This is a genomic window from Nocardioides sp. SRI_004, assembly GCF_057586415.1.
The window spans coordinates 15,810-39,280 of sequence record NZ_JBYCZV010000011.1 but is presented as its reverse complement, the minus strand read 5'-3'; the positions used below and the strand labels follow the sequence as shown (position 1 = coordinate 39,280).

Below are 23,471 nucleotides of genomic sequence, written 5' to 3'. Positions count from 1 at the left end.
AAGTTACCTGCCGGTAGGATCCGGTCGTCGGCCCTGTCGCCCCACCCATTGGTAAGGCTTGCCTTCGGTTCGCGATCTCCGATGGTGGCAATAGGCTCGGCCCGCGCACCCGTGCGTGTCCTGAACCTGCAGACGAGTGGAGATTCGCCCATGCAGACCGTTGCGATCGTGATTTCGCTGGCCATCTCGGTGGTCGCCATCGCCCTGACGGCCCGGGCCGTCTCCGCGATGCTCGGCGTGATCCGCAAGGGCCAGCCGGCGCCGGGCCGCACCGGCAACCCGGTCGGCCGGACCGTGACCATGCTCAAGGAGACGGTCCTCCACACGCGCATGCTGCAGTGGACGTGGGTCGGCATCCTGCACTGGTTCGCCTTCGCGGCGTTCATCGCGCTCTCCACCGCCGTCGCCGCCGCGTTCCCGCAGCTGTTCGACCCCGAGTGGACGATCCCCGTCCTCGGCAAGTTCTTCCTCTACGAGTGGGTCGCCGAGATCCTCGGCCTGCTCGGCTCGCTGGCGATCATCCCGCTGATCATCTACCGGCTCACCCACCGCCCCTCGCAGATCGGGCGCCAGAGCCGCTTCTTCGGCTCCACCATGTGGCAGGCCTACTTCGTCGAGGCGATGGTGCTCCTGGAGAGCTCCGCGATCCTCTTCATCCGCGGCGCCGAGTACAACCTCGCCAAGGCCCACGGCGGCGAGGCCGCCGAGCACGCCGACGGCTTCCACTTCCCGATCTCGCAGTTCTTCGGCAACCTCTACCCGACCGGCCACGAGTCGATCGGGACGCTCGAGAACATCATCTACTTCATCGCGATGGTCAAGATCACCTCCGCGATGATCTGGCTGATCGTCATCTCCAGCAACCTGACGATGGGTGTGGCCTGGCACCGCTTCACCGCCTGGTTCAACATCTGGTTCAAGCGTGAGGAGAGCGGCCGCACGGCCCTCGGCGCGGTCAAGCCGCTGACCTCCGGCGGCAAGCCGATCACGCTCGACGACGTCGACGACCTCGACGAGGACGCCACCCTCGGCGTCGGCTCCATCTGGGACTTCTCCTGGAAGGACATCCTCGACTTCACCACCTGCACCGAGTGCGGTCGCTGCCAGTCGCAGTGCCCCGCGTGGAACACCGAGAAGCCGCTCTCGCCGAAGCTGATGATGATGGCGATGCGCGAGGAGGCGTACGCCGTCGCCGGCGGCGCCGAGCCGCGTGCGCTCGTCGGCAAGACCGAGCACGAGCAGTCCGACGGCGTCGACGACTGGTTCTACAACCCCGAGGGCGGCGACTTCGTCGTCGACGAGGACGCCCTGTGGGCCTGCACCAACTGTGGTGCCTGCGTGCAGCAGTGCCCGGTCGACATCGAGCACGTCGACCACTTCGTCGACATGCGCCGCTACCAGGTGCTCGTCGAGTCGAACTTCCCCTCCGAGCTCAACGGCCTCTTCAAGGGCCTCGAGAACAAGGGCAACCCGTGGAACATGTCCGCCACGGCCCGCCTCGACTGGGCGAAGGACCTGCCCTTCGAGGTGAAGGTCGTCGGTGACCAGATCGAGGACCTCGAGTCCGTCGACTGGCTGTTCTGGGTCGGCTGCGCCGGCGCCTACGAGGACCGGGCCAAGAAGACGACCCGCGCCGTCGCGGAACTCCTCGACCTGGCGGGCGTCTCGTTCGGCGTACTCGGCAACGGTGAGACGTGCACCGGTGACTCCGCCCGCCGCGCCGGCAACGAGTTCGTGTTCCAGGGCCTGGCCCAGCAGAACATCGAGGTGCTGACCGAGGCGAAGGCCAAGAAGGTCGTCTCCACCTGCCCGCACTGCATGAACACCCTCAAGAACGAGTACCGCGAGCTCGGCATCGAGCTCGAGGTCATCCACCACACGCAGCTGCTCAACCGGCTCGTGCGGGAGGGCAAGCTGACGCCGGTCGCCACGGGCGCCGGCGCGCACAACCGCAAGATCACCTACCACGACCCCTGCTTCCTGGGTCGCCACAACCAGGTCTACACGCCCCCGCGCGACCTGCTCCAGATCCTCCCCGGCGCCGAGTTCGCCGAGATGGAGCGCAACTCCGAGCGGTCCTTCTGCTGCGGCGCCGGTGGCGCCCGCATGTGGATGGAGGAGAACATCGGCGAGCGGATCAACCTCAACCGCACGGCGGAGGCCGTCGGTACGGGCGCCGACCAGGTCGCCGTGGGCTGTCCCTTCTGCCGCGTGATGATCTCCGACGGCCTGACCAAGCTGCAGGCCGACGGCGAGGCGCGCGAGGAGGTCGAGGTCCTCGACGTCGCGCAGATGCTGCTCGCGTCGGTCAAGGGGGAGCAGGCCACCAAGCTCAAGCCGGGCGAGGGTGCGCCGCTGCAGCCGAAGGCCGCGGCCGCCGCAGCCGCTCCGGCCGAGGCGAAGCAGTCGGTCGAGACCAAGGCCGAGCCGGAGGCCGGCGACGTCACGCTCACGGACGACACGGTCGCCGCGACCGAGGACGTCGGCCCCGCGGCCAAGGCGTCCGGCGGCTCGTCGATGTTCGACGACCCGGGCTCGATGTTCGACACCCCGGCCGCTGCTCCGGCGGCGCCGGCGGAGGAGAAGCCCGCGGCCCCGGCCGGTGGCGGATCGCTGTTCGACGACTCGAGCTCGCTGTTCGACTCCGCTCCCGCCGAGGCGGCACCGGCTGCGTCTGCTGCACCGGCAGCGCCGGCGGAGAAGGCCGAGGAGAAGGCGGCTCCGGCCGGCGGTGGCTCGCTGTTCGACGAGGGCGGCTCGCTCTTCGACGCCGCCCCGCCGGCCGAGCAGAAGGCGGCCCCGGCCGCCGAGGAGAAGCCCGCGCCCGCGGCCGAGGCCACGCCGGCCGCCGACCTGGGTGCCGGCGGCTCGCTGTTCGACATCGCGCCGGCCGAGGAGGCTCCGAAGGCGGAGGCACCGAAGACGGAGGCTCCGAAGGCGGAGGCTCCGAAGGCGGAGGCTCCGAAGGCGGAGGCTCCGAAGGCGGAGGCGACGCCCGCCGCCGAGATGGAGTCGGCGCCCGTGCCGACCGAGGAGAAGGTCGTCCAGGCCGAGGTCGAGGGCGGCGTCGCCGCCGCTCCGCCGACCCCGTCGGTCGACCTCAACGCCGGTGGCTCGTTGTTCGACATCGAGGCCCCGGCCGCTCCCGCTGCCCCGGCGGCGGCTGCTCCTGCTCCGGCGCCGACCCCCGAGGCCGAGCCGGTCGAGGCCGAGGCCCGCGACGAGGAGGCCGAGGCCGTCGCCGAGGCGCCCGCTGCCGAGCCGGCCGCGCCTGCTGCCCCTGCTGCCAGTGCCCCTGCTGCCGCTGCCCCGGCTGCGTCCGGCGGTGCCGCGAGCGCGCCGAAGACCGACGTCGACATCAACGCGATGGGCTCGCTCTTCGACATCGAGGCCCCCGAGGCCGCTGCTGTCGAGCGTCCTGCCGCCGCGGCCCCTGCTCCGGCGGCTGAGCCGGAGGCGCCTGCTGCGGAGCCCGAGGGTGCGGCGGCGGAGCCCGAGGCTGCGGCCGCGGAGCCCGAGGCTGCGGCTGCGGAGCCCGAGGCTGCGGCTGCGGAGCCCGAGGCAGTGGCTGCGGAGCCCGAGGCCGAGGTGGCCGAGCCGGCCGCGGAGGAGCCCGCTGTCGAGGAGCCCGCTGCGGAGGAGCCCGCTGCGGAGGAGGAGCCCGCCCCGGCCGCCCCCGCGCCGGAGGCCCCGGCCCAGTCGGCCGCCCCGGCGTCGTACTCGGGCGAGGCGCACCAGCCCCGCACCGACGTCGACATCAACGCCGCGGAGTCCCTCTTCGACCTCTGAGTCGCGAGCGATCGCAGGAGCCCCACCCGTCACACCGGGTGGGGCTTTCCTGCACTTGTCGGGCGTTGCAACCCCCGACAAGTGCATGAATCCCCGGTCGACCGGGGATTCATGCAGCGGACCGCCCCACCCACCTTCGAGGGGTGTGACCGCGCTCACCCACACGGCACCATGGACCCATGACGGAGCTGTCGTACGCCGCCGGCGAGACCACCACGCCCCTGCTGGACGAGACCATCGGCGCCAACCTCGAGCGCACCGTCGGGCAGTGGCCGGACCGTGAGGCGCTCGTCGAGGTCGCCACCGGCCGGCGCTGGACGTGGCGCGAGTTCGACCACGCCGTGGACCAGCTGGCCCGGGGCCTGATGGCGGCCGGCATCGCCGCGGGCGACCGGATCGGCATGTGGGCGCCGAACTGCGCCGAGTGGACCATCGTGCAGTTCGCCGCCGCCAAGGCCGGTGCGGTGCTGGTCAACGTGAACCCGTCCTACCGCACCCACGAGTTCGCGTACGCCGTCAACCAGTCGGGTCTGCGCCTGCTGCTGACGGTCACCGGCTTCAAGACGTCCGACTACCGGGGCATGGTCGAGGAGGTCACCGCGAAGGGGGAGGTGCCCGGCCTCGAGCGCACCGTGTACGTCGACACCGACGACTGGCAGGAGCTGGTGGCCGGCGGCGAGGGACTCCCGGCCGACGCGCTCACCGAGCGCCAGCGGGGCCTGCGGCCGACGGACCCGATCAACATCCAGTACACGAGCGGCACGACGGGCTTCCCGAAGGGCGCCACCCTCAGCCACCGCAACATCCTCAACAACGGCTTCTTCGTGACCGAGCTGCTGGGCTTCGCCGAGCAGGACCGGCTCTGCATCCCGGTGCCCTTCTACCACTGCTTCGGCATGGTGATGGCCAACCTCGGCTGCGTCACCCACGGCGCCACCATGGTGATCCCCGCGCCCGGCTTCGACCCGTCGGTCACGCTGCGCGCCGTCCAGGACGAGCGGTGCACCGCCGTGTACGGCGTCCCGACGATGTTCATCGCCATGCAGAACGCCCCCGACTTCGCCGAGTTCGACCTCAGCACCCTCCGTACCGGGATCATGGCCGGCTCGATCTGCCCGGTCGAGGTGATGAAGCGTTGCGTCAACGACATGCACATGGCCGAGGTCTCGATCGCCTACGGCATGACCGAGACCAGCCCGGTGAGCTGCCAGACCCGCGTCGACGACGACCTCGACCGTCGTACCGCCACCATCGGTCGGGCCGCCCCCCACGTCGAGATCAAGATCGTCGACCCGGCGACGGGGGAGACGGTGCCGCGCGGCGAGCCGGGCGAGTTCTGCACCCGCGGCTACTCCGTGATGCTCGGCTACTGGAACGACGACGCCAAGACCGCCGAGGCCATCGACGCCGACGGCTGGATGCACACCGGCGACCTGGCCGTGATGCGCGAGGACGGCTACTGCAACATCGTCGGCCGGATCAAGGACATGGTCATCCGCGGCGGTGAGAACATCTACCCCCGCGAGATCGAGGAGTTCCTCTACACCCACCCCGACGTCGAGGACGTGCAGGTCGTGGGCGTCCCCGACGAGAAGTACGGCGAGGAGCTGTGCGCGTGGGTGCGGATGCGAGCCGGCGCCGAGCCGCTCGACGCGGCTGCGGTGAAGGAGTTCGCCACCGGGAGGCTCGCGCACTACAAGATCCCGCGCTACGTCATGGTCGTCGAGGAGTTCCCGATGACCGTGACCGGCAAGGTCCGCAAGGTCGAGATGCGCGAGCGGTCGGCGGAGATCCTCGGCCTGGGCTGAGCACTGGCTGGAGTGGGGAAGTTCTGAGTCACGGTGTGACTCAGAAGTTCCCCACTTCGTCGTTCGGGCGAGGCTGGCCACGCCAGGCAATCTCCGCAGGGCAATCCGGGCAGGCGTGGGCGCAGCCACGCCACCCATGGCGGTGAAGGAGAAGATCGAGCCGCGACGCCGTGCGGCAAGCCCGCTCGAACACCTGCCCGTATCCGAGCCGCACCGTGTGCTCCCTGTCGACGGCGGCATCGAGGTCGCGATCGAGATCACGGTCCCGGTCGGCCACCGAGGAGTGGTCGAGGCGCCCGTCGAGCTCGACGATCTGGCGCCACCGCGGTCGCTCGCCGCCGTAGCGCACGTCGCGGAACAGCCGTCGCCCCGCGCTGTCGCGCGCCTCGACCTGGCGCAGCCCGCGCGGTAGGCCGTGCGGCCGCTCGACCCGCGTCAGGTAGCCGTGCTCGAGCACCGAGCAGGTTCCCTCCGCGACGTCGTTCAGCACCTGCGCCAGCCACTCGCGACGGTGCAGGCGTGCCGTCCCCCTGAGCGCGACGATCAGGCGATCCGCCGTCGTGCGGCGGCCGCCGCACGCGTCCGCGAGGACCGCGATCGCGGCGAGGTCGGTGGCCGCGTTGTCGGCGATCGAGAGGATCGCGTCGTCGTACCGCATGCGGGGCGGTCCGAGGTTCCACTGCACGACCTGCTCGAACCTGCGGATCCGGCGGACGTCCACACCCGGTGGCTGCCTGACCTTGCGTCGGTGGTCGACCACGATCTGGATCTCGGCGCGGCCGTCGACGCCGTGTCGACCCGGCCCCTCGTGGGCTCGGCGGGCGGACGCATCGGCGAGAGCGGCCGGCCAGCAGGCGAGCACGGCCGCCCACGCCCGCTGGCGCCACGTGAGCGGGCCGGTGTGGTCGACGTACACGCCGTCATGGATCACCGCCCATTCCCGCCGCCGGAGCCGCCGGCGTACGTCGTTCGCGCTGAGCCCGGCGGCGAGCGCCTGCCGCCTGCTGACGACGCCGTCCTGATCGGCCAGGATCCTCTCGATGGGGCGCATGCCGTGGCCCTGCCCGGCGCGGAGCGGCGCCACGCCTGCGCACTTGGGGGTGTGGAGAACTCCCTCGTTCGGAACCAACCGGCCCCCCTCGCCGGTCACACTGGGTGACCCGAGGAGGCGCCCGGCATGGACTTCAGTGCGTACGTCGCACAGCGACGCCCGCGACTGGTGCGGACCGTCGTGCTCCTCGGCTGCCCACCGGCCGACGCGGAGGACGTGGTCCAGGCCGCGCTGCTGAAGTGCTACCGGTCGTGGCCGCGGGTCGCGGCCGCCGACCACCCCGACGCCTACGTCCACCGGGTCCTCGTCACCACCCTGTACGACGCCCGGCAGCGCCGCTGGAACGGTGAGCTGCCGAGCGCCGACCTGCCCGACCGGCCCGGCGCCGACCCGGCCTGGGCCGAGGGCGTGGCCGTGCGGCGGGCGCTCGCCGCGATGAGTCCCGAGCACCGCGAGGTGCTCGTGCTCCGCTACTTCGCCGACCTGTCCGAGCGGGACACCGCCCGCGCGCTGGGCGTCGCCCCCGGAACCGTGAAGTCACGGACCGCCCGCGCGCTCCGGGCGCTCGCCCCGCTCGTCGCCACCGAGGAGACGCCATGAGCGAGGACGCCGTGACCGAGAGCGAGGCCCGCCGGCTGCTCGGCGCCGCGGCCGCGACCATCGAGGTCGACGGCCCGGCGCCGTTGACCCTGACCGGGCTGCCCGAGGCGCGCCGCCACCGACGCTGGTCGGCGCTGGTCGCGGTGGCGGCCTGCGTCGTGCTGGTCGCCGGCGCCGCGTGGGTCGTGGCGCGGCAGCTGGGTGACGGGAGGCAGGTGCCGCCGGAGCCGGCGCAGCGGCCGAGCATCGGAGAGCGACGGAGCGAGGACCCGGCGGTGCGACGGGAGCCGTCGCCTGCCCGCTCCGCGGCGACGGACCGGTTCATCCGGTGGGCGCGCAACGGTCAGAGCCCACCGAGGTTCGCCGACCGCGTCCGCCGGATGACGGGCGGCTTCTCCCCGCCGTGGGTCGACGAGCCGACGGACCGCGCCCGGTGGTCCGGGTGCTCGGGGCTCGGCTTCCCCGACTGCGGCATCGATCCGGTCGCGCGCATCTTCCACACGAAGGGCGAGCTCCAGGTGGAGGCCGGCCTCCCGGGCTGCGGGCACGACGACACCCTGCCCCCGGCGTACCGCGCGGCGACGAGCGACGTGGTGCGCGTCTCCGGGCCCGGCACGGCCTGCGACGGCTGGTACGTCCTGCTCTGGATCGACGAGGGTGGCGCCATCTATGGCGTCATGTGACGCCACAATGCCCTTGACTTGACGTCATTGTGACGTCATAGTGATGCACATGGACATCACGCCGTACGTCGACAGCCTCCGCCGCGACCTCCAGGCCGCCGCCGAGAGCGCCGGCCCCGAGGCGCGGGAGATCGCCGAGCGGCTCGGCTACGCGCTCGACCCCGCGGTCCGGCTCGCGGTGATGGAGGCGATCAGCCACGCTGCCGCCGAGATCACCGCGGCGATGGCCGACGGCAGCGTCGACGTCCGCCTCGACGGGCGCGACCTCGACTTCGTCGTCGACGCCGGTCTGCCGGCCACGCCTCCGACGCCGGCCCCGCCGGCGGCGCCCGTGCCGCCGGTGCCGCCCGCGGGCGAGGACGAGGGCCTGGCCCGGGTCAGCCTGCGGCTTCCCGAGTCGCTCAAGAACCGCGCCGACGACTTCGCCGCCCAGGCCGGCCAGTCGCTCAACACCTGGCTGGTCAACCTGATCCGCGGCGCCACCAGCGAGCGGGCGATCCACGTCGACGTCGACCTGTCGAGCGTGCCGTTCGGCGGCGACTTCCCCTTCTCCAGCAAGCCGGGCAACCGCCGGATGACCGGCTGGCTCTGACCATCCCCCAGATCCCAAGGAGCACGACATGAACGGCGAACCCCTCGTCCGTACCTTCGAGACCCCCGACCCCGTCCACCTGTACGTCGAGAACGGCTCCGGCCGCGTCGTCGTGGTCGCCACCGCCACCTCCACCACCCACGTCCGCGTCGCGGGCGTCCGGGCCGAGGAGGCGACGATCACCCACGACCGCGGCAAGGTCAGCGTCCTGGCGCCGAAGTGGCGTGCCGGCGGCCTGTTCCGCGGCGACCAGTCCCTCGACATCGAGGTCGAGGTCCCGACCGGCAGCCAGCTCGTCGTGAAGAGCGGGAGCGCCGACATCGACGTGACCGGCGAGGTCGCGGCGACCCGGATCAAGGCCGGCTCGGCCGGCGTCCGCCTCGACCGCATCTCCGACAGCGCGGTCATCGACACCGGCTCGGGTGACGTCGCGATCGCGGCCGTCGCCGGCGACGTCCGGATCCGCAGCGGCTCGGGCGACATCGTGCTCGACGCCGCCGACGGGGTCGCCTCGATCTCCACCGGGTCCGGTGACGTCCGGATCGGCCACGCCTCGCGCTCGGTCGTCGTCAAGACCGGGTCCGGCGACCTGGAGGTCCTGGAGTCCGAGGACGACATCGCCAGTACGACGGGATCGGGCCGCCTCACCGTGCGCAACGCCCGCCGCGGACGGATCAGCGCCAAGGGTGCGTCCGGCGACATCCTCGTCGGCGTCCCGGTCGGGACGCCGGTGTGGACCGACATCACCACGATCACCGGCCGGGTCAGCTCGACCCTGCCGTCCGCGGGCCAGCCCGAGCCGGGCGCCGACCACGTCGAGATCCGCGCGACGACCGTGTCCGGTGACGTCGCCCTCGTCCCCGCCTGACCCGCCCGATCCAGTCCGATCCCGTCAGAGGAGAGAACGATGTTCGAGATGCTCCACGAGCAGCGTGTCCGCCAGGACATCGACGACCGGGTCCGCCGCGCCAGCCGCCAGCGCCTGGTCGCCCGGGCCAAGGCGGCCCGGTCCCGCCGGACCACCAGCGCCTTCTGAGGCGTTGCCGGAACCGGTCGGGCACGACGTGACGCCCGTCGCACCTCCCTCGTTGCTCCTCCGGGTCCGCAAGGGCCCGGAGGAGGGAGATCCCGATGAACGTCCGCCTGCCGCGCCCTGCCGCAGCCCTGGTCACCGCGGTGCTCGCCGCCGCGGTCGCCGTCCCCGCGAGCAGCCCGGCGCTCGCCGTACCGGATGCGGCGCCGGCCGCCGCGACGCCGACGGCGCCGATGGCGACGCAGGCCGCCGCGACGGGCTGGACGCCCCGTCCCGAGCAGTACGCGAAGACGGTCACCACGCGTGACCTCGCGATCCGGATGGACGACGGCGTCATCCTCCGCGGCGACCTGACCCGCCCGGCCACGGCCGACGGCAAGCCGGTCGCCGCCCGCCTCCCGGTGATCGTGACGATCACCGCCTACAACAAGACCCTGCTCTCCGCCGGCGGCGGCGCGGTGCTGTCCGGCGCCGACCCGGCCTACCTGGTCAAGCGCGGCTACGCCCAGCTCACCGTCGACGCCCGCGGCACCGGCTCCTCGCAGGGCCAGTGGGCGGCTTTCAGTGCCCGCGAGGGCAAGGACGCCGGCGCCATCGTCGAGTGGGCCGCCACCCGGTCGTGGAGCAACGGCAAGGTCGGGATGACCGGTGCGTCGTACATGGGCATCTCGCAGCTCTTCGCCGCCGCCCGCCAGCCGCGGGGCCTCAAGGCGATCTTCCCGCAGGTGCCCGCGGCCGACGTCTACCGCGACGTCGTCGCCTCGGGCGGCCAGATCGACGTCGGGTTCATCCCGCTGTGGCTCGGCCTCGTGACCGCGACCGGCGTCTTCCCGCCGGCGTACGGACTGCAGGAGCCGGAGGCCGGCTTCAAGATGGCCACCGACCACCTGATGGGTGGCCTCGGGTTCACCCTGCCGCTCGCGGTCCAGGCGCTGCTCGGCGGCGACCCGGCGTACGACGGGCCGTTCTACCGCGAGCGCTCGCCGATCTCGGTCATCGACAAGGTGAAGGTGCCGACCTTCCTCGTCGGCGGCGAGCACGACCTCTTCCAGCGCGGCACCCCGCTCGACTTCGAGCGGCTGCAGCGCAACGGGGTCCCGGTGAAGCTCATCCTCGGCCCGTGGGACCACCTGCAGGGCTCCTCCGGCGCCGAGGTCCCCAAGGCCGGCTACGGCACGCTCGCCGAGCTGCAGCTGCGGTGGTTCGACCACTACATCAAGGGCCGCGACGGGCAGCTCGACAAGATCGCCCCGCTGACCTACTACGAGCAGGGCTCCGGCCGCTGGGTGAAGCGCGACAGGTGGATCGCCTCCGACCTGTCGGCCCGCCAGTACAAGCTGTCCGGGACGTCCAGCGTCGGTGGCACCTCCGGCCGCCTCGCCACCGGTACGCCGGCCGCCGGCACCTCGATCGTCCCGCCGGTCCCGGTCACCGGGCTGTGCACGCGCTCGGCCAACCAGTGGACCGCGGGCGTGCCGAGCCTGCTGCTGAAGGACTTCCCGTGCTTCACCAACAACCGGTTCAACGACCTGGGCGGCCTCACCTTCGACACCGCGCCGGTGTCGACGCCGGTCCGCTTCCAGGGGCCGATCAACGCGCGCCTCTACGTCTCCACGCCGACCGGTGACGGGATGCTGTCGGTCGCGGTCGAGGACGTCGCGCCCGACGGTTCGGTCAGCCGGATCACCGGCGGTTGGCAGGTCGTCTCGCACCGCACGCTCGACACGACCAGGTCGCGCTACCTCGACGGCAAGCTGATCCAGCCGTGGCACCCGTTCACCAAGGCGACCCAGAAGAACCTCGCCTCCGGCCAGGTCGCGCCGGTCGACGTCGAGGTCTTCCCGACCGGTGCGGTCGTCCAGCCCGGCCACCGGCTCCGGGTCGCCGTGCAGGCGTTCGACGTCCCGCACCTGCTCTCGCCGCTGACCAGTCTGCTGGGTCAGCTCGTGCCGCTGACGGTGCACACCGGTCCGTCGTACCCGTCCTCGGTGACGCTGCCGGTGCGCCCCTGACCGCCCCGGGTGGTCACGAGCGCATCGAGACGCCCTCGCGCCAGTAGCCCATGAACGCCACCTGCTTGCGGTCGAGGCCGAGGTCGTTGACCAGCTTGCGGCGCAGGCCGGTGACGACCTTGGACTCGCCGGCGATCCAGGCGTAGAGGCCCGCGAACGGCGACCCGTCCGTGGGTACGGCAGTCGCGTCGGCCACCTGCTCGCCGGAGGACGAGTAGACGGGGGTCTCCCAGAGGTCGGGGTCGATCTCGTCGTCGCCCACGGTGATCGCCTCGGCCGGCGCACTGCCGGTCAGGTGGGCGAGGACGGCGGCGTGCAGCTCCTCGCCGCGCGCGCCGCCGTTGCGGGGGAGCCAGGTCACCTCGACGCCCGGGGGCGCGACGAGGTCGTCGAGCACGTCGCCGTCGACGGGCACCTCCAGGAAGGCCGCGCCGCTCGCGTCCGCCGGCAGGTCGCGCAGGATGCCGCGGATCGCGGGCGCGGCGGTCTCGTCGCCCACCAGCAGCAGCCGGTCGGCCGCGCCCGGCGACCACTCGATGCCGCCGAACTCGTGGCCGCGCCGCGGTGCCATGACGACGAGCCGCTGCCCGGCCGCGGCCTGCAGGGCCCACCGGTTGCCCGCACCGTCGAGCGGGTCGTCGTGGCCGCTGGCCTCGTGCACCACGATGTCGACCACGAACCGGGTGTCGGCGCCCTCGCCGACGACGTCGCGGATCGTGTAGGTCCGCATCGAGCCGCGCTCGTCCTCGGGGATCTCCATCCACGTGGTCCACCAGGACTCGTCGGCATCGGCGAACGACGGCAGCGTGCCGGCCGCGTTCGGGAAGACGATCTTGATCCGCTGGTCGAGGACCGGGCCCGGGGTGCCGAACTCGGCCAGCTCGGGGCCGCCGAGCTCGATCCGCACGAAGGACGGCGAGACACGCTCGGCCCGCACCACCTCGAGCTCGGTGAGCAGCATCGGCAGGCTGGCGACGTACGTGTTCTCCACGGTCATGAGGTCAGGCTAACCTAACCTCGGTGACCGCCTCAGATCGAGGTGCGGTGGAAGTTCTGGAACGAGCGCGACGGCGTCGGGCCGCGCTGGCCCTGGTAGCGCGAGCCGTACTTCTCCGAGCCGTACGGGTGCTCGCTCGGCGAGGACAGCCGGAAGAAGCAGAACTGCCCGATCTTCATGCCCGGGTAGAGCTTGATCGGCAGCGTCGCGACATTGGCGAGCTCGAGCGTGACGTGGCCCGAGAAGCCCGGGTCCACGAAGCCCGCGGTCGCGTGGGTCAGCAGGCCCAGCCGGCCCAGCGACGACTTGCCCTCGACGCGCGCGGCGATGTCGTCGGGCAGCGTGACGACCTCGTACGTCGAACCCAGGACGAACTCGCCCGGGTGCAGGATGAACGGCTCGTCACCCTCCGGCTCGACAACGCGGGTCAGGTCGGACTGGTCCGCCGCCGGGTCGATCGAGGGGTACTTGTGGTTGTCGAAGACCCGGAAGAACCGGTCCAGCCGGAAGTCGACCGACGACGGCTGCATCAGCCCCGGGTCGTAGGGCTCCAGGCCGATCCGGCCGGAGTCGATCTCGGCGGTGATGTCACGGTCGCTGAGCAGCACGGACCGCACCCTACCTGCCGGTGCCGGTTGCGAGTGGCCCTGATCACGGGCGCAGAATGCTGAGGTGACCTTCAGCAAGTACGTCGCACTGGGCGACTCGTTCACCGAAGGCGTCGGCGACCCCGACCCGGCCCGCCCGAACGGCCTGCGCGGCTGGGCCGACCGCACGGCCGAGGGCCTGGCCGCCGCCGCATCCGCCGCCGGCAAGGACTTCGGCTACGCCAACCTCGCCATCCGCGGCCGCAAGCTGCCCGCGATCATCGACGAGCAGGTCGACGCCGCGCTCGCCCTCGGCCCCGACCTGGTCTCCATCCACGGCGGCGGCAACGACGTGCTGCGGCCCAAGGTGGACATCGACGCCCTCGCCGCCACCTACGACGACGCGATCGGCCGGATGAGCGCCGCCGGTGCCCACGTCCTGATGTTCACGATCGCCGACCCCGGCCTCAACGGCGTCATCAAGGTGATCCGCGGCCGCACCGCCATCTTCAACGAGTGGGTCCGCGAGATCGCCGAGAAGCACGGCGCGAGCATCGTCGACATGTGGCGGATGAGGGACTGGACCGTCGCCGAGGTCATGGACGACGACCGCCTCCACCTCAACGCCGTCGGCCACCAGAAGATCGCGATCGCCGCCCTGGACGCCCTGGGCGTCGCCCACGACCTCCAGCCGATCGCGCCCGCCGTCGTACCCGTCCTCAGCGCGCGCGAGCAGCGTGCCGCCGACCTGGCCTGGGCCCGGACGCACCTCGCGCCGTGGGTCCAGCGCCGCGTCACCGGGCGCTCCTCCGGCGACGGGGTGGAGCCGAAGCGTCCCTCCCTCGCACCCATCGGGTAGCATCCTCCACGCTCCGCGAAGGCGGGGCATGCGGATGTAGCTCAGTTGGTAGAGCGTCAGCTTCCCAAGCTGAATGTCGCGAGTTCGAACCTCGTCATCCGCTCTGTTTGATGGCGCGAGCGCGTCTTCGCGAAGGCGGGGGCAGCAAGCTGCCGGAGCTTCGCTCCCGCCGCGCTGCCGCGCCGCGGTTGTCTCCGGCGGATGGCTGGGTTGGTCTGGCGGCAAGCCGACACTGCAGCCCACCGGGCGCGAGCGCGCCGCCGGTCGAGTTGGCCGTTTGGCCCGTCGAGTTGGCCGTTTCGTCCGTCGAGTTGGCCGTTTGGCCCGTCGAGTTGGCGGTTTGGCCCGTCGAGTTGGCGGTTTGGCCCGTCGAGTTGGCCGTTTCAGCCCGTCGTACGACGACCGCGGACGAAGTACACGACCGGCAGCACGCCCGCGGAGTTCACGAAGGTCAGGGCCGCGGCCCAGGCCTTGCGGGAGCCGCGTACCTCCTCGGCCGTCCGGCGCTTGAGGTCGATGAGCGCGACTGTCTTCAGGGCGCCGTCGATCGCGCCGACGACGAGGATCGCCTTGCGGGCGCGGGGGTCGAGGTCACTCCATCGCTTCGCCATGGCCCCAGTATCGGAGGTCACTGGTGAGACCCCTTGCCGAAAGGCGTGCCGAGGCGGTCTCATGGCGCATGGCCATCTCGGAGCCGCCACCGTTCACGTTCACCCCGCGCCCCTCGCACGGGGTGGGGCTGACGCTCGCCCAGGCCCTCCTGCTGGTCGGTGGCGTGCTCGCCGGCTACGGGATCGGCTGCACGGTGATCGACGCCAACGAGGACGCGCCCGCGGCCTATGTCGCCGGCGACGACATCGGGATGATCACCATCGGCGGCCTCGTGGTCGCTGTCGTCGGCTGGGTGATGTGGTCGTTCATGGCCGACAGCCACCCGCTCTCCGTCGGGCAGCTGCACGCGTGGGGGACCGCCCTCCCGGCCTCGGCGATCGGCCTCCTCCTCGCGGCCCGGGAGCTCGGTGTCGCCGGCGGGTACGTCGTCGGCGCGGCCGGCCTCGCCGCGGCCGGTGCCGTCGCGATGGTCCTCGCCTCCGCGCGTGCACGACGGCGCCGTCGCCGCTACCGCCGCGAGCTGGACCTGATCGCCCGCGGTGCGGCGGTCCCGGCCACCGTGCTCGACTCGGGCCTCGATCCCCATGACGTCGAGGAGGCCTCGAACGTCATCACGACGGTGACGTTCGGCTTCGTCATCGGCGACCACACCTACCGCCTGCACCGGCGGATGACCGTCCCGCAACACGGCATCCTGCTGGACGGCCAGCGCACGACGGTCTGGTACGACGCCGACGACCCGATGGACGACGAGGCGATGGTCGTCGCGATCCAGCACGCGCTGCGGTGGAACGTCCCGTTCCCGCGCGTCGTGGATCGGCCGCCCGCCGTCCCTTCCTGACGACGGGCGCCGACGAAGGGCCGGGTCTCAGCTGGGGTTGCAGGCCTGGCCGGGTGACGGGACGAAGGCCTTCAGGTGCGCCCGGACGAAGGAGCCGTAGCTCTGGACGCCGTGGTAGCGGTCCTTGCCGCCGGGACTCTGGTTGCCGCGGACGGCGAGGACGTCGTCGTCGAAGCCCTCGGGGTTGCCCTCGACGGCATCGGGGGTGTCCTGTCCCGAGAAGACGCACTCGGATGCCGCGTGCGTTGGGGCCGGGATGTCCTCGCCGTTGCCGTTGACCTCGCCGGCGTACGCGGTGCCCGACACGCCGATCGCCAGCCCAGCGGCGGCGGCGAAGCTCACCAACAGTCTCTTCATGACGCGTTTGCCCTCTCTGGTGCCGGGCTTGGGGGCCAAGCCCTCCGGTCCTCAGGCTAGGCGCGTCCGGCCGACTTGTCCGGCCCACCAGGGCTATCGGATCCGTGCAGTCTCCTAGGCTTCGGGCATGGCCTTCACCGGTTTCCCCGTCGCCGCCCTCGACTTCTACGACGACCTCGAGGTCGACAACACGAAGTCGTTCTGGGAGGCGCACAAGGACGTCTACACCGAGCAGGTGAAGGCGCCGATGGTCGCGCTGACCGACGCGCTGGCCCAGGAGTTCGGGCCGGCGAAGGTGTTCCGCCCCTACCGTGACGTGCGCTTCGCGAAGGACAAGACGCCCTACAAGACGCACCAGGGTGCCTTCGTCGGCGTCGCCCAGGCCACCGGTTGGTACGTCGAGGTCGCGGCCCCCGGCGTACGGGTCGGTGGTGGCATCTACGAGGCCGGCGGCGAGCGGCTGGCGGCGCTGCGCGAGGCGATGGCCGACGACAAGACCGGCAAGGCGCTGCAGCGGATCCTGCGCGACCTCGAGAAGGGCGGCTTCGAGGTCGCGGGGGAGCGGCTCAAGACCGTGCCCCGGGGCTACGACAAGGAGCACCCCCGCATCGAGCTGCTGAAGATGAAGACCGTGCTCGGCATGCGCTCCTACGGCTTCGAGCCGTTCGTGCACACCGCCGAGCTGCTCGACCGGGTGCGCGACGACTGGCGCCGGCTGCGCCCGCTGGTCAACTGGATCGAGGCCGCGACCAGCTGACGCCGTCGATCACCCGACGCGACGCAGGAATGCGTCGAGGTTCTCGTTGAGTCGGGCGACCTTCTGCTCCGGCGTCAGCGACTCGGGGAGCTTGCCCTGGTCGGTCACCCGCTTGCCGCGCACGTACAGCGAGCACTGCAGGTCGGCGCAGATGTAGGTGCCGACGGAGTCGCCGTTCTGGCCGGCCTTCCCGGCCCGCGGCGCGACCAGCAGCACCACGCCGCCGGCGGAGTGCGGCGTGAGGCAGATCGTGCACAGGTTCTTCCGCGGTACGCCGCCGCTCCCGTCGGACGCCCGCAGCACCACGCCGGTCAACGAGCCGGCCCGCTCCGCGACGAGGTAGGCGCGCGTCCGCGACTGCGGGTCGCGCCAGCCGAGGAAGTCCAGGTCGTCCCACGGCAGGTCGGTCAGCTGGCGCGGCACGTTGAGCCGCTTCGCCTCGCCCTTCGAGCAGTTCACGAAGGAGGCGCGGATCTGTTGCTCGGTCAGGGGGCTCACGTCGATCCACCCTAAGGAACGGCGCCACCCGTTTTCCGCCGCCCGCGGCGAACGACGGGTGCCCGGCTACAGCACCGACGGGAACGTCGCGTCGACCTTGCTCCTGGTGCACGTGAACGTCGCGCTCGCGCACTGCACGAGCTCGTTGCCCTCGAACCAGTAGATCGTCTTCTCGTCGAGCGTCCACGCCCAGTTGAGCCAGTTGGAGTCGTCGGGACGGGCGGCGAGCCGGGCGACGTACTTCCCGGTCGCGAGGTCGAGCACGCCGATCCTGGTGTCGGCGGTGCTCGCATCGCCGTCGCTCAGCTCCCTGGTGGCGTAGGTGTTCCGGGGACTGAGGCCCCAGTCCCAGCCGCGGAGCACCATCCTGCGGGTCTCGAGGTCGATGACGCCCGGCTTCGCGGCACCGGCCTCGACGTAGTTCTCGTTGCCGCCCTCGACCACGGCGTAGCGGCTGCCGATGCTGCGGACGTACTTCAGCGGCGACCGGGTGACCTTGCCGCTGGGCCAGTCGATCTCGAGAGTGCTCGCGAGCTCGCTGCTGTGGAGCCAGATCCGGTCGCCCTCGATCGAGAGCTCGGTGGCGTCGTCGTAGTCGGTGCTGATCGCTGCCCGCTCCTTGCCTGTCGCGGGGTCCAGCACGTGCACGACACCGTCACCGGGCTGGACCTTCGCCCACGCGACCACCGACTGCGTGGGGTCCGCAGCGACCTGGGCTTCCTCGGGGATGTCGAGGTCGGAGACCGAGCCGTCCGGGGTGACGTAGACCGTGCCTCCGTCCCAGGAGGTGATGACGACGCCGTCGCTGGTCCGCCACGCCTGGCCGTCCTCCTGGCCGCTGTCGACCTCCTCGCCTCCCGGGAAGTGGACCGTCGCCCCGTCCCGCCAGGCGATGCCGTCGCCCAGCGGAGCGGCGTCGGGGGCGGCCGGGTCGTCGTCGCCGCAGGCCGCGAGCGGCACGAGCAGCAGGAGGGCGGGAGCGGTGCGGAGGAAGGTGCGGCGCATGGGCGCATCCTGTCCTGCGGCTGGTCGTGCCAACCCTTCTCAGTCGCGGACGAATTGGTCGACGAGCGCGTTGACCCGCGCCGGGTCCTCCAGTGCGGCGAGGTGGGCGACGCCGTCCAGCACCTCGAACCGTGCGCCCGGGATGGCCTGCGCCATCGCCCGGGTCTCCGCGACCGGGAAGGTCGCGTCGTCCCGTCCGGCGACCACCAGGGTGGGCGCGGTGATCGAGGCCAGCAGGGCCCGCTGGTCCGGCCGGTCCGGTACGACGCTGCGCACCGCCCACGCGCCCGAGGTGATGTCGACCGACTCGATGCTGCGGCGTACGGCCGCGACCACGGTGGGGCGCTCGCGCATCGTGGTCGGTCCCAGGAAGGCGGCGAGGGCGCGGGACGTGAGCGGCGGGCGGATGCCGCCGAGGAGGCGCGCCACCCGGAGCATCAGGCCGAACTCCAGCCGCTGCCGCCGGCCCGCCGGCGAGGCGGTCGCATTCATCAGGACGGCGTGCCGGACGCGGTCGGGGTGGGTGGCGGCGAAGGTCGCGCCGACCATCCCGCCCCACGAGTTCCCGACGACGTCCGCGGACTCCGCCCCGAGGGCGTCGAGGACGGCGGCGATGGTGTCGGCGCAGGCCGCGAAGGTGAAGGGCGCGGTGAGCGGCTCGCTGCCGCCGTGGCCGGGCGGATCGACGAGGACCACCCGGTGGGTCGCGGAGAAGTGCGCTGCCTGGCCGAGCCAGAGGTCGCCGGTCATCAGCAGGCTCGGCCAGAAGAGCATGACCGGGCCCTCGCCGCCGACCTGCACGCGCAGGCGGCCGAGCGGGGTCGGGACGTGCTGCTCGACGAGGTCGGTCACCGGGCCAGCATGCCCGACCCCGACCGCAGCGGACCTCAGCCCGCGGCGGTGAAGCTGGCCATCGTCCGGTCGGGCTCCCAGAACGCCTTCATCGACTTCACCCGGCCGTCGTCGTCGACGACGTAGACCATGATCAGGTCGGTCGTCGTGTGCGAGCCGTCGGCGAAGGACGTCCGGATCCGCCCGATGTTGGCGCAGGTGTTGCTGCCCGGGTTGGCGAACGAGTCGTTGATCTGGAACTCGAAGGTCGCGATCGGCGCGATCGCCTTCTCCCAGAACGCCGAGATCCCGGCGTGGCCGTGGTGGCCCTTGCCCTCGGGGTCGAACATCGACGGGCCGACCGGGTCCTCGAGGACCGCGTCCTCGGCGTACACCGTCAGCCACTCGGCGAGGTCGCCCTTGGCCACGGCGGAGTAGGAGCGCTGCGAGGCCGCGCGCGCCGGGTGCGGGTCGTTCGGGGCATTCCAGACGATCGCGTCGGAGGTGATCATGCGGGCCATCGTAGGCCCAATCTAGAACAGGTTCTACCTCTCGGGGTGACGGTTGTCACCGAGCCCCATGCCGTCCCGTCACCGACGGTTCACGGTCCGCTCATCGACCGGTGCCACCGTGCTGGCATGGCCAAGAAGCTCAAGGCGTGGATCCACGTCGGCATGCCGGGCGCCGGCGACGTGATCGAGCCCGCGCTCGCCCACCACCACGAGGCGCTCGTCGAGCTCGGTGTCGCCTCCGTCGCCCGCACGCCCGCGGAGAGCTTCCGCGCCGGCGTCGAGATGACCCGCTCCCACAAGGCCTGGGGCCTCAAGCGCGCCGACGTCGAGGGCCAGTGGACCCGGCTCGTCCGGCGCGCGCAGAGGACGAGGGCCGACCTCGTCTTCAGCCAGGCCCTGCTGGCCTCCGCGACGACCGAGCAGGTCGCGCTCCTCGTCGACGCGCTCGCCGGCCACCAGGTGCACGTCGTGGTGACGACCGGCAACGACGACGAGGCCGCCACCGTCGGCCGCTGGTCCGCCGCCGTCCGGAAGCCGGAGCGCCTCCACGTGGTCGAGACCGACGGCATGGAGCCGGCCGACGTCTGGAAGGCGTTCGGCAGGCTCGTCGGCTTCGGTACGACGTCGCTCCGGCTCGACGCGGTCCCCAACGCCACGCCGGTCGTGCAGTCCCTGCCGGACGCCCGGCGCGAGCTCGAGCGGCTCGCCCGCCGCAACGCCTCGCTCGAGGTCCGGCTCGAGGAGCTCGACCGCAAGCGCCGCAAGCTCAAGAAGAAGCTCGGCAAGCAGCTCGACGACGTCGCCTGACCGGCCTCGGCCCGGCGCCGGCGCTCAGCTGACCGACACCGTCAACGGGTCGCTGCTGTCGTTGGCGTAGCCCGGCACGTCCGAGAGCGTGACCGTCCAGGTCCCGCTCGCCTTGGGGAACACCCGTGCGGTGAAGGTCCCGGTCGCCGTCGTCGTCACCGACGACACCAGCGTGGTCGTGCTGCTCCCGGTCGCCTTGAAGGTCACCTTCACGCGCACGCCGGACGCCGGCGACGTGGCGCCGGCGTAGGTCCGGGCGACGCTGCCCGAGATCGTCACCGACCCGCCCGCCGCGACGGAGGAGGCCGAGGCGCTGGCGGTGACCGCCGTGGCCCAGGTCCCGGCGGTGACCGTCCCGACGGAGGCGCTGGCCGCCGGCTGGCCGGTGGTGCCCGCGAACGACACGGACAGGGCGCCGCTCACCTTGAGCGCGACCGTCGCGGTGAAGGTGCCGTCGGCCTTCGTCGTCCCCGAGCCGACCCGCACCGCGGTGCCGCCCGGAGGCGTGACGAGGACGCTGACCGACTTGCTCGCCAGCGGTGTCTCCGTGCCGCCGGCGTCGCGGCGCAGCGTCCCGGTCACCACGACCGACTGGCCGTAGCCGACGTCGGTCTTGTCGACCGCGCCGGTGACCAGCGTCGCCGGCACCTCCACGGTGATCGTCCCGGCGTCCGCCGTCGCCCCCGTGTACGACGTCCCCGCGGGCAGCGACACGCTCACGGTGCCGGTCGCGGTGGGCTTCACGGCGAGCGAGAACGTCCCGTCCGTGGTGGTCTTCGCGGTGCCGAGGGAGAGCACCTTGCCGGCCGGCGTGGTGAGCCGCGCCGCCAGGCTCACGCCCGACGGCACCACGGTGGCGCCGCCCGCCGTGGCGGTGAGGGTGCCGGAGAGGGTGACCGGGTCGCCGTACCAGACGCTGTCCTCGGCCAGCTCCGCCGTCGCCGAGGTGGTGCACCGGGCCGGGGACGCGACGAGGGTCGCCGGCCCGGCGGCGGCGTACACGGTGCCGGCGGTGGTGCGGCCGCGGTAGGTCGTGCTGACGGTGGCCGTCTGGGGCTGGGTCGCGATGCCGGTCGTCGCGGTGACAGGGGCGCCCGCGCTGGCCGGCGCCGTCATCGTCGCGGTCTGCTTGGTCAGCGAGGTCGCCAGGCCCTTGACCGGCCGGCCGCTCGCGGTGTCGACGACCGTGGCGGTGAGCGGGAACGCAGCGCCGGTGCACACGGCGGCGGTGCCGCCGTCGGCGGGGGACTGGCCCGCCGCGCCGAGCGCGATCGTCACCGGCCGGGCGGTGCCCGTCGCGAAGGTCAGCGGGCTGGTCACCGACTTCGTGGCACCGGTCGAGTCGGTGATCGTCGCGGTGACGGTCGTCGCGGTGCTGGTGGTGGCGTTGCAGGCCACCTCGGTCTGCAGCGCGGTCGGGGCCGTGAAGGTGCAGTCCGCCTTCGCCGACCTCCACTGCACGCCCGTCACCGTGCGACCGGTCGGGAGGGACGGCGTCACCGACGCCTGGGTGCCGAGACCGGGGACCGCCGGGTTGTTGACCGCGATCGATGCCCCGAGCACGGTCGGCGCACCGGGCGTCCCGCCGCCGCTCCCGTTGCCGCCGCCGATCAGGAACCGCGAGTCGGCAGCGTTCCAGTGGCCGTCGAGCCAGCTGCCCGGGTCCGGGTACGTCGAGTAGTAGTCGTCGTTGTTGCAGTCGAGGAGGTACTCCCGCTCGGCCGGGCACACCTGCTGCATCGCGAACCCGCCGCCGTCGGCGTAGCACATCGTGTCCGACTCGTCCCAGCAGTGGCCGGCGCGGGTGCCGTGCGGGGCGGTGCTCATGACGCCACCGAGCGTGTGCAGCAGCTCGTGCGCCTCGACCGAGTGCTGGGCGGCGCCGTCGCCGAAGCCCCAGCAGCCCGCGTCGATGCGGGCGTACTGCGCGTAGCTGCCGTTGTTGGGGTTGCCCTGCCCGTCGGCGTCGTTCGGGTACATCGACGCCACCCCGCACAGGACGGTCGCGTCGGTCCACATCAGGTACTTGCGGGCGGGGTCGGTGGAGCCGAGCGCCTGCACCGCCGAGACGGTCGCGCCGAAGGAGGTCATCGAGCCGGCCGGCACGGTCACGTTGAGCACCCGTGCGACACAGGTGCTGCCGGCGGCGTCGGTGACGAAGCGGACGTGCCGGACCCCGCCGGTCAGGGCCGCCGAGCGGTTCATCACGTCGTCGACGCCGGCCGCCCAGAGCTGGAAGCTCGCCTGCAGCGCGGCGAACCGGTTCGTCCGACCGGCCTCGACGACGTACATCGCCTGGGTGCGGTAGCCGCTGCTGCCATCGCCCTCGCAGGTCACGGCCGGGCTGGCGGCCGCCGCCTGGGCCGGCGCGGGCACGCCGAGCTCCTCGGCCGCGGCGTACGCCTCGGCACCGCCGCCGTCACGCTGCCTCAGCTCGGCCGTCGAGACCGGCTGGGTGGGGTCCACGCCCGGCGGCGCCTCGTCGACGTGCTGGCAGGCGCCGGGAAGCGTCCAGTCGAGCGTGTCACTCGTGGGGCAGCGCTCCTCCTGGGTGGGCGCCCCGGACATCCCCGTGACGGCCGGTACGACGAGGGCGAACCCGAGGGCGAGGGCGAGCAGGACACGGCGCATGCCAGCCGCATCGGTGGCTCAGCAGAGGGGCTGAGCGAACGGGCCCGAAGTCGAGACCGGGTCCCAAGCCGGCGAAGCCGGGCTCGCGCACCCGCTCGGGAGCTGTCGGCTTGCCGCCATGCCAGGTCTTGACCTACGGAGGTCGACTGCGGCGCGGCAGCGCGGCGAGAGCCGTCACCGGCAGCTTGCTGCCCGCCCTGCGGCGAAGCCGCGCTCGCGCAAGACCAACGGCGCGGCAGCGCGGCGAGAGCCGTCACCGGCAGCTTGCTGCCCGCCCTGCGGCGAAGCCGCGCTCGCGCAAGACCAACGGCGCGGCAGCGCGGCGGGAGCGTAGCGACGGCAGCTTGCTGCCCCCTGCCGGAGCGGAGACGCGCTCGCGCAAGACAAGGCGAAGACGCGCTCGCGCACCCGCTCGGGAACTGTCGGCTTGCCGCCATGCCAGGTCTTGACCTACGGCGGTCAACTGCGGCGCGGCAGCGCGGCGAGAGCCGTCACCGGCAGCTTGCTGCCCGCCCTGCGGCGAAGCCGCGCTCGCGCAAGACCAACGGCGCGGCAGCGCGGCGGGAGCGTAGCGACGGCAGCTTGCTGCCCCCTGCCGGAGCGGAGACG

22 protein-coding genes and 1 tRNA gene are annotated in these 23,471 nt (G+C 72.4%); 13 read left to right on the top strand and 10 right to left on the bottom strand.

The genetic code is table 11. The features are described 5' to 3' along the window. Positions 1-168: 168 nt before the first annotated feature. The gene (locus AC2YHB_RS16080) at positions 169-3,789 is read left to right on the top strand and encodes a (Fe-S)-binding protein (RefSeq protein WP_487354280.1); all 3,621 of its coding nucleotides are present in this window, start codon (positions 169-171) and stop codon (positions 3,787-3,789) included. A 179-nt stretch (positions 3,790-3,968) separates the two neighbouring features. Further along, positions 3,969-5,597 (top strand): AMP-binding protein, encoded by a 1,629-nt coding sequence (locus AC2YHB_RS16075; RefSeq protein WP_179648187.1) that lies wholly within the window; start codon positions 3,969-3,971, stop codon positions 5,595-5,597. 40 nt (positions 5,598-5,637) lie between these two features. Here the strand turns inward: AC2YHB_RS16075 and AC2YHB_RS16070 are convergent, their stop codons facing one another. After that, positions 5,638-6,648, bottom strand: coding sequence for a hypothetical protein (locus AC2YHB_RS16070; protein WP_487354279.1), 1,011 nt, complete (start codon positions 6,646-6,648; stop codon positions 5,638-5,640). 126 nt (positions 6,649-6,774) lie between these two features. Here AC2YHB_RS16070 and AC2YHB_RS16065 point away from each other — a divergent pair, with 126 nt between their 5' ends. The 6 genes from AC2YHB_RS16065 to AC2YHB_RS16040 all read left to right on the top strand — a co-directional run bounded on the left by AC2YHB_RS16065 (position 6,775) and on the right by AC2YHB_RS16040 (position 11,568). Further along, complete coding sequence (locus AC2YHB_RS16065) at positions 6,775-7,248, top strand: SigE family RNA polymerase sigma factor (protein WP_179648185.1); 474 nt, start codon at positions 6,775-6,777, stop codon at positions 7,246-7,248. Further along, the gene (locus tag AC2YHB_RS16060; RefSeq protein WP_179648184.1) at positions 7,245-7,931 is read left to right on the top strand and encodes a hypothetical protein; all 687 of its coding nucleotides are present in this window, start codon (positions 7,245-7,247) and stop codon (positions 7,929-7,931) included. Before AC2YHB_RS16065 ends, AC2YHB_RS16060 begins: the two co-directional genes overlap by 4 nt. 49 nt (positions 7,932-7,980) lie before the next feature. Next, on the top strand, positions 7,981-8,523 hold the full coding sequence (locus tag AC2YHB_RS16055; protein WP_036549579.1) for a hypothetical protein: 543 nt from the start codon (positions 7,981-7,983) through the stop codon (positions 8,521-8,523). Between the two features lie 28 nt (positions 8,524-8,551). After that, entirely contained in the window at positions 8,552-9,391 is an 840-nt protein-coding gene (locus AC2YHB_RS16050) for a DUF4097 family beta strand repeat-containing protein (RefSeq protein WP_179648183.1), read from the top strand. Between the two features lie 39 nt (positions 9,392-9,430). Continuing rightward, positions 9,431-9,559, top strand: a complete 129-nt coding sequence (locus AC2YHB_RS16045) for a hypothetical protein (RefSeq protein WP_257026830.1) — start codon at positions 9,431-9,433, stop codon at positions 9,557-9,559. Between the two features lie 95 nt (positions 9,560-9,654). After that, on the top strand, positions 9,655-11,568 hold the full coding sequence (locus AC2YHB_RS16040) for a CocE/NonD family hydrolase (protein WP_179648182.1): 1,914 nt from the start codon (positions 9,655-9,657) through the stop codon (positions 11,566-11,568). A gap of 13 nt (positions 11,569-11,581) precedes the next feature. On the opposite strand, the gene AC2YHB_RS16035 is transcribed toward AC2YHB_RS16040, so the two are convergent. Beyond that, complete coding sequence (locus AC2YHB_RS16035; protein WP_487354278.1) at positions 11,582-12,565, bottom strand: siderophore-interacting protein; 984 nt, start codon at positions 12,563-12,565, stop codon at positions 11,582-11,584. Between the two features lie 32 nt (positions 12,566-12,597). Beyond that, positions 12,598-13,173 (bottom strand): dCTP deaminase, encoded by a 576-nt coding sequence (gene dcd / locus AC2YHB_RS16030; RefSeq protein WP_036549574.1) that lies wholly within the window; start codon positions 13,171-13,173, stop codon positions 12,598-12,600. A gap of 64 nt (positions 13,174-13,237) precedes the next feature. Between dcd and AC2YHB_RS16025 the strand changes: the two genes are divergently transcribed. Beyond that, entirely contained in the window at positions 13,238-14,011 is a 774-nt protein-coding gene (locus AC2YHB_RS16025; protein WP_036548878.1) for an SGNH/GDSL hydrolase family protein, read from the top strand. Between the two features lie 30 nt (positions 14,012-14,041). Then, positions 14,042-14,114 (top strand) — tRNA-Gly (locus AC2YHB_RS16020). 280 nt (positions 14,115-14,394) lie between these two features. Here the strand turns inward: AC2YHB_RS16020 and AC2YHB_RS16015 are convergent. After that, positions 14,395-14,622 carry a DUF5652 family protein gene (locus AC2YHB_RS16015; RefSeq protein ID WP_179648181.1) on the bottom strand — a complete coding sequence of 76 codons (228 nt, stop codon included), beginning with the start codon at positions 14,620-14,622 and terminating at the stop codon, positions 14,395-14,397. A gap of 68 nt (positions 14,623-14,690) precedes the next feature. On the opposite strand from AC2YHB_RS16015, the gene AC2YHB_RS16010 reads away from it, so the two are divergent. Then, positions 14,691-15,464 (top strand): hypothetical protein, encoded by a 774-nt coding sequence (locus AC2YHB_RS16010; protein ID WP_179648180.1) that lies wholly within the window; start codon positions 14,691-14,693, stop codon positions 15,462-15,464. 27 nt (positions 15,465-15,491) lie between these two features. Here the strand turns inward: AC2YHB_RS16010 and AC2YHB_RS16005 are convergent, their stop codons facing one another. Next, positions 15,492-15,821, bottom strand: coding sequence for a hypothetical protein (locus tag AC2YHB_RS16005; RefSeq protein WP_179648179.1), 330 nt, complete (start codon positions 15,819-15,821; stop codon positions 15,492-15,494). Positions 15,822-15,948: 127 nt separating this feature from the next. Between AC2YHB_RS16005 and AC2YHB_RS16000 the strand changes: the two genes are divergently transcribed. Next, positions 15,949-16,578, top strand: coding sequence for a DUF2461 domain-containing protein (locus tag AC2YHB_RS16000; RefSeq protein WP_179648178.1), 630 nt, complete (start codon positions 15,949-15,951; stop codon positions 16,576-16,578). A gap of 9 nt (positions 16,579-16,587) precedes the next feature. Here AC2YHB_RS16000 and AC2YHB_RS15995 read toward each other — a convergent pair whose 3' ends face one another. The 4 genes from AC2YHB_RS15995 to AC2YHB_RS15980 all read right to left on the bottom strand — a co-directional run bounded on the left by AC2YHB_RS15995 (position 16,588) and on the right by AC2YHB_RS15980 (position 19,424). Then, entirely contained in the window at positions 16,588-17,076 is a 489-nt protein-coding gene (locus AC2YHB_RS15995) for an FBP domain-containing protein (RefSeq protein WP_036548865.1), read from the bottom strand. A gap of 66 nt (positions 17,077-17,142) precedes the next feature. Continuing rightward, the gene (locus AC2YHB_RS15990; protein ID WP_179648177.1) at positions 17,143-18,081 is read right to left on the bottom strand and encodes a YncE family protein; all 939 of its coding nucleotides are present in this window, start codon (positions 18,079-18,081) and stop codon (positions 17,143-17,145) included. A 39-nt stretch (positions 18,082-18,120) separates the two neighbouring features. Continuing rightward, positions 18,121-18,933, bottom strand: a complete 813-nt coding sequence (locus AC2YHB_RS15985) for an alpha/beta fold hydrolase (RefSeq protein ID WP_218864626.1) — start codon at positions 18,931-18,933, stop codon at positions 18,121-18,123. Between the two features lie 35 nt (positions 18,934-18,968). Next, positions 18,969-19,424 carry a nuclear transport factor 2 family protein gene (locus AC2YHB_RS15980; RefSeq protein ID WP_179648176.1) on the bottom strand — a complete coding sequence of 152 codons (456 nt, stop codon included), beginning with the start codon at positions 19,422-19,424 and terminating at the stop codon, positions 18,969-18,971. A gap of 126 nt (positions 19,425-19,550) precedes the next feature. Here AC2YHB_RS15980 and AC2YHB_RS15975 point away from each other — a divergent pair, with 126 nt between their 5' ends. Beyond that, positions 19,551-20,231, top strand: coding sequence for a hypothetical protein (locus tag AC2YHB_RS15975; protein ID WP_036548856.1), 681 nt, complete (start codon positions 19,551-19,553; stop codon positions 20,229-20,231). A gap of 24 nt (positions 20,232-20,255) precedes the next feature. On the opposite strand, the gene AC2YHB_RS15970 is transcribed toward AC2YHB_RS15975, so the two are convergent. Continuing rightward, entirely contained in the window at positions 20,256-22,862 is a 2,607-nt protein-coding gene (locus tag AC2YHB_RS15970) for a hypothetical protein (protein ID WP_487354277.1), read from the bottom strand. Positions 22,863-23,471: the final 609 nt, after the last annotated feature.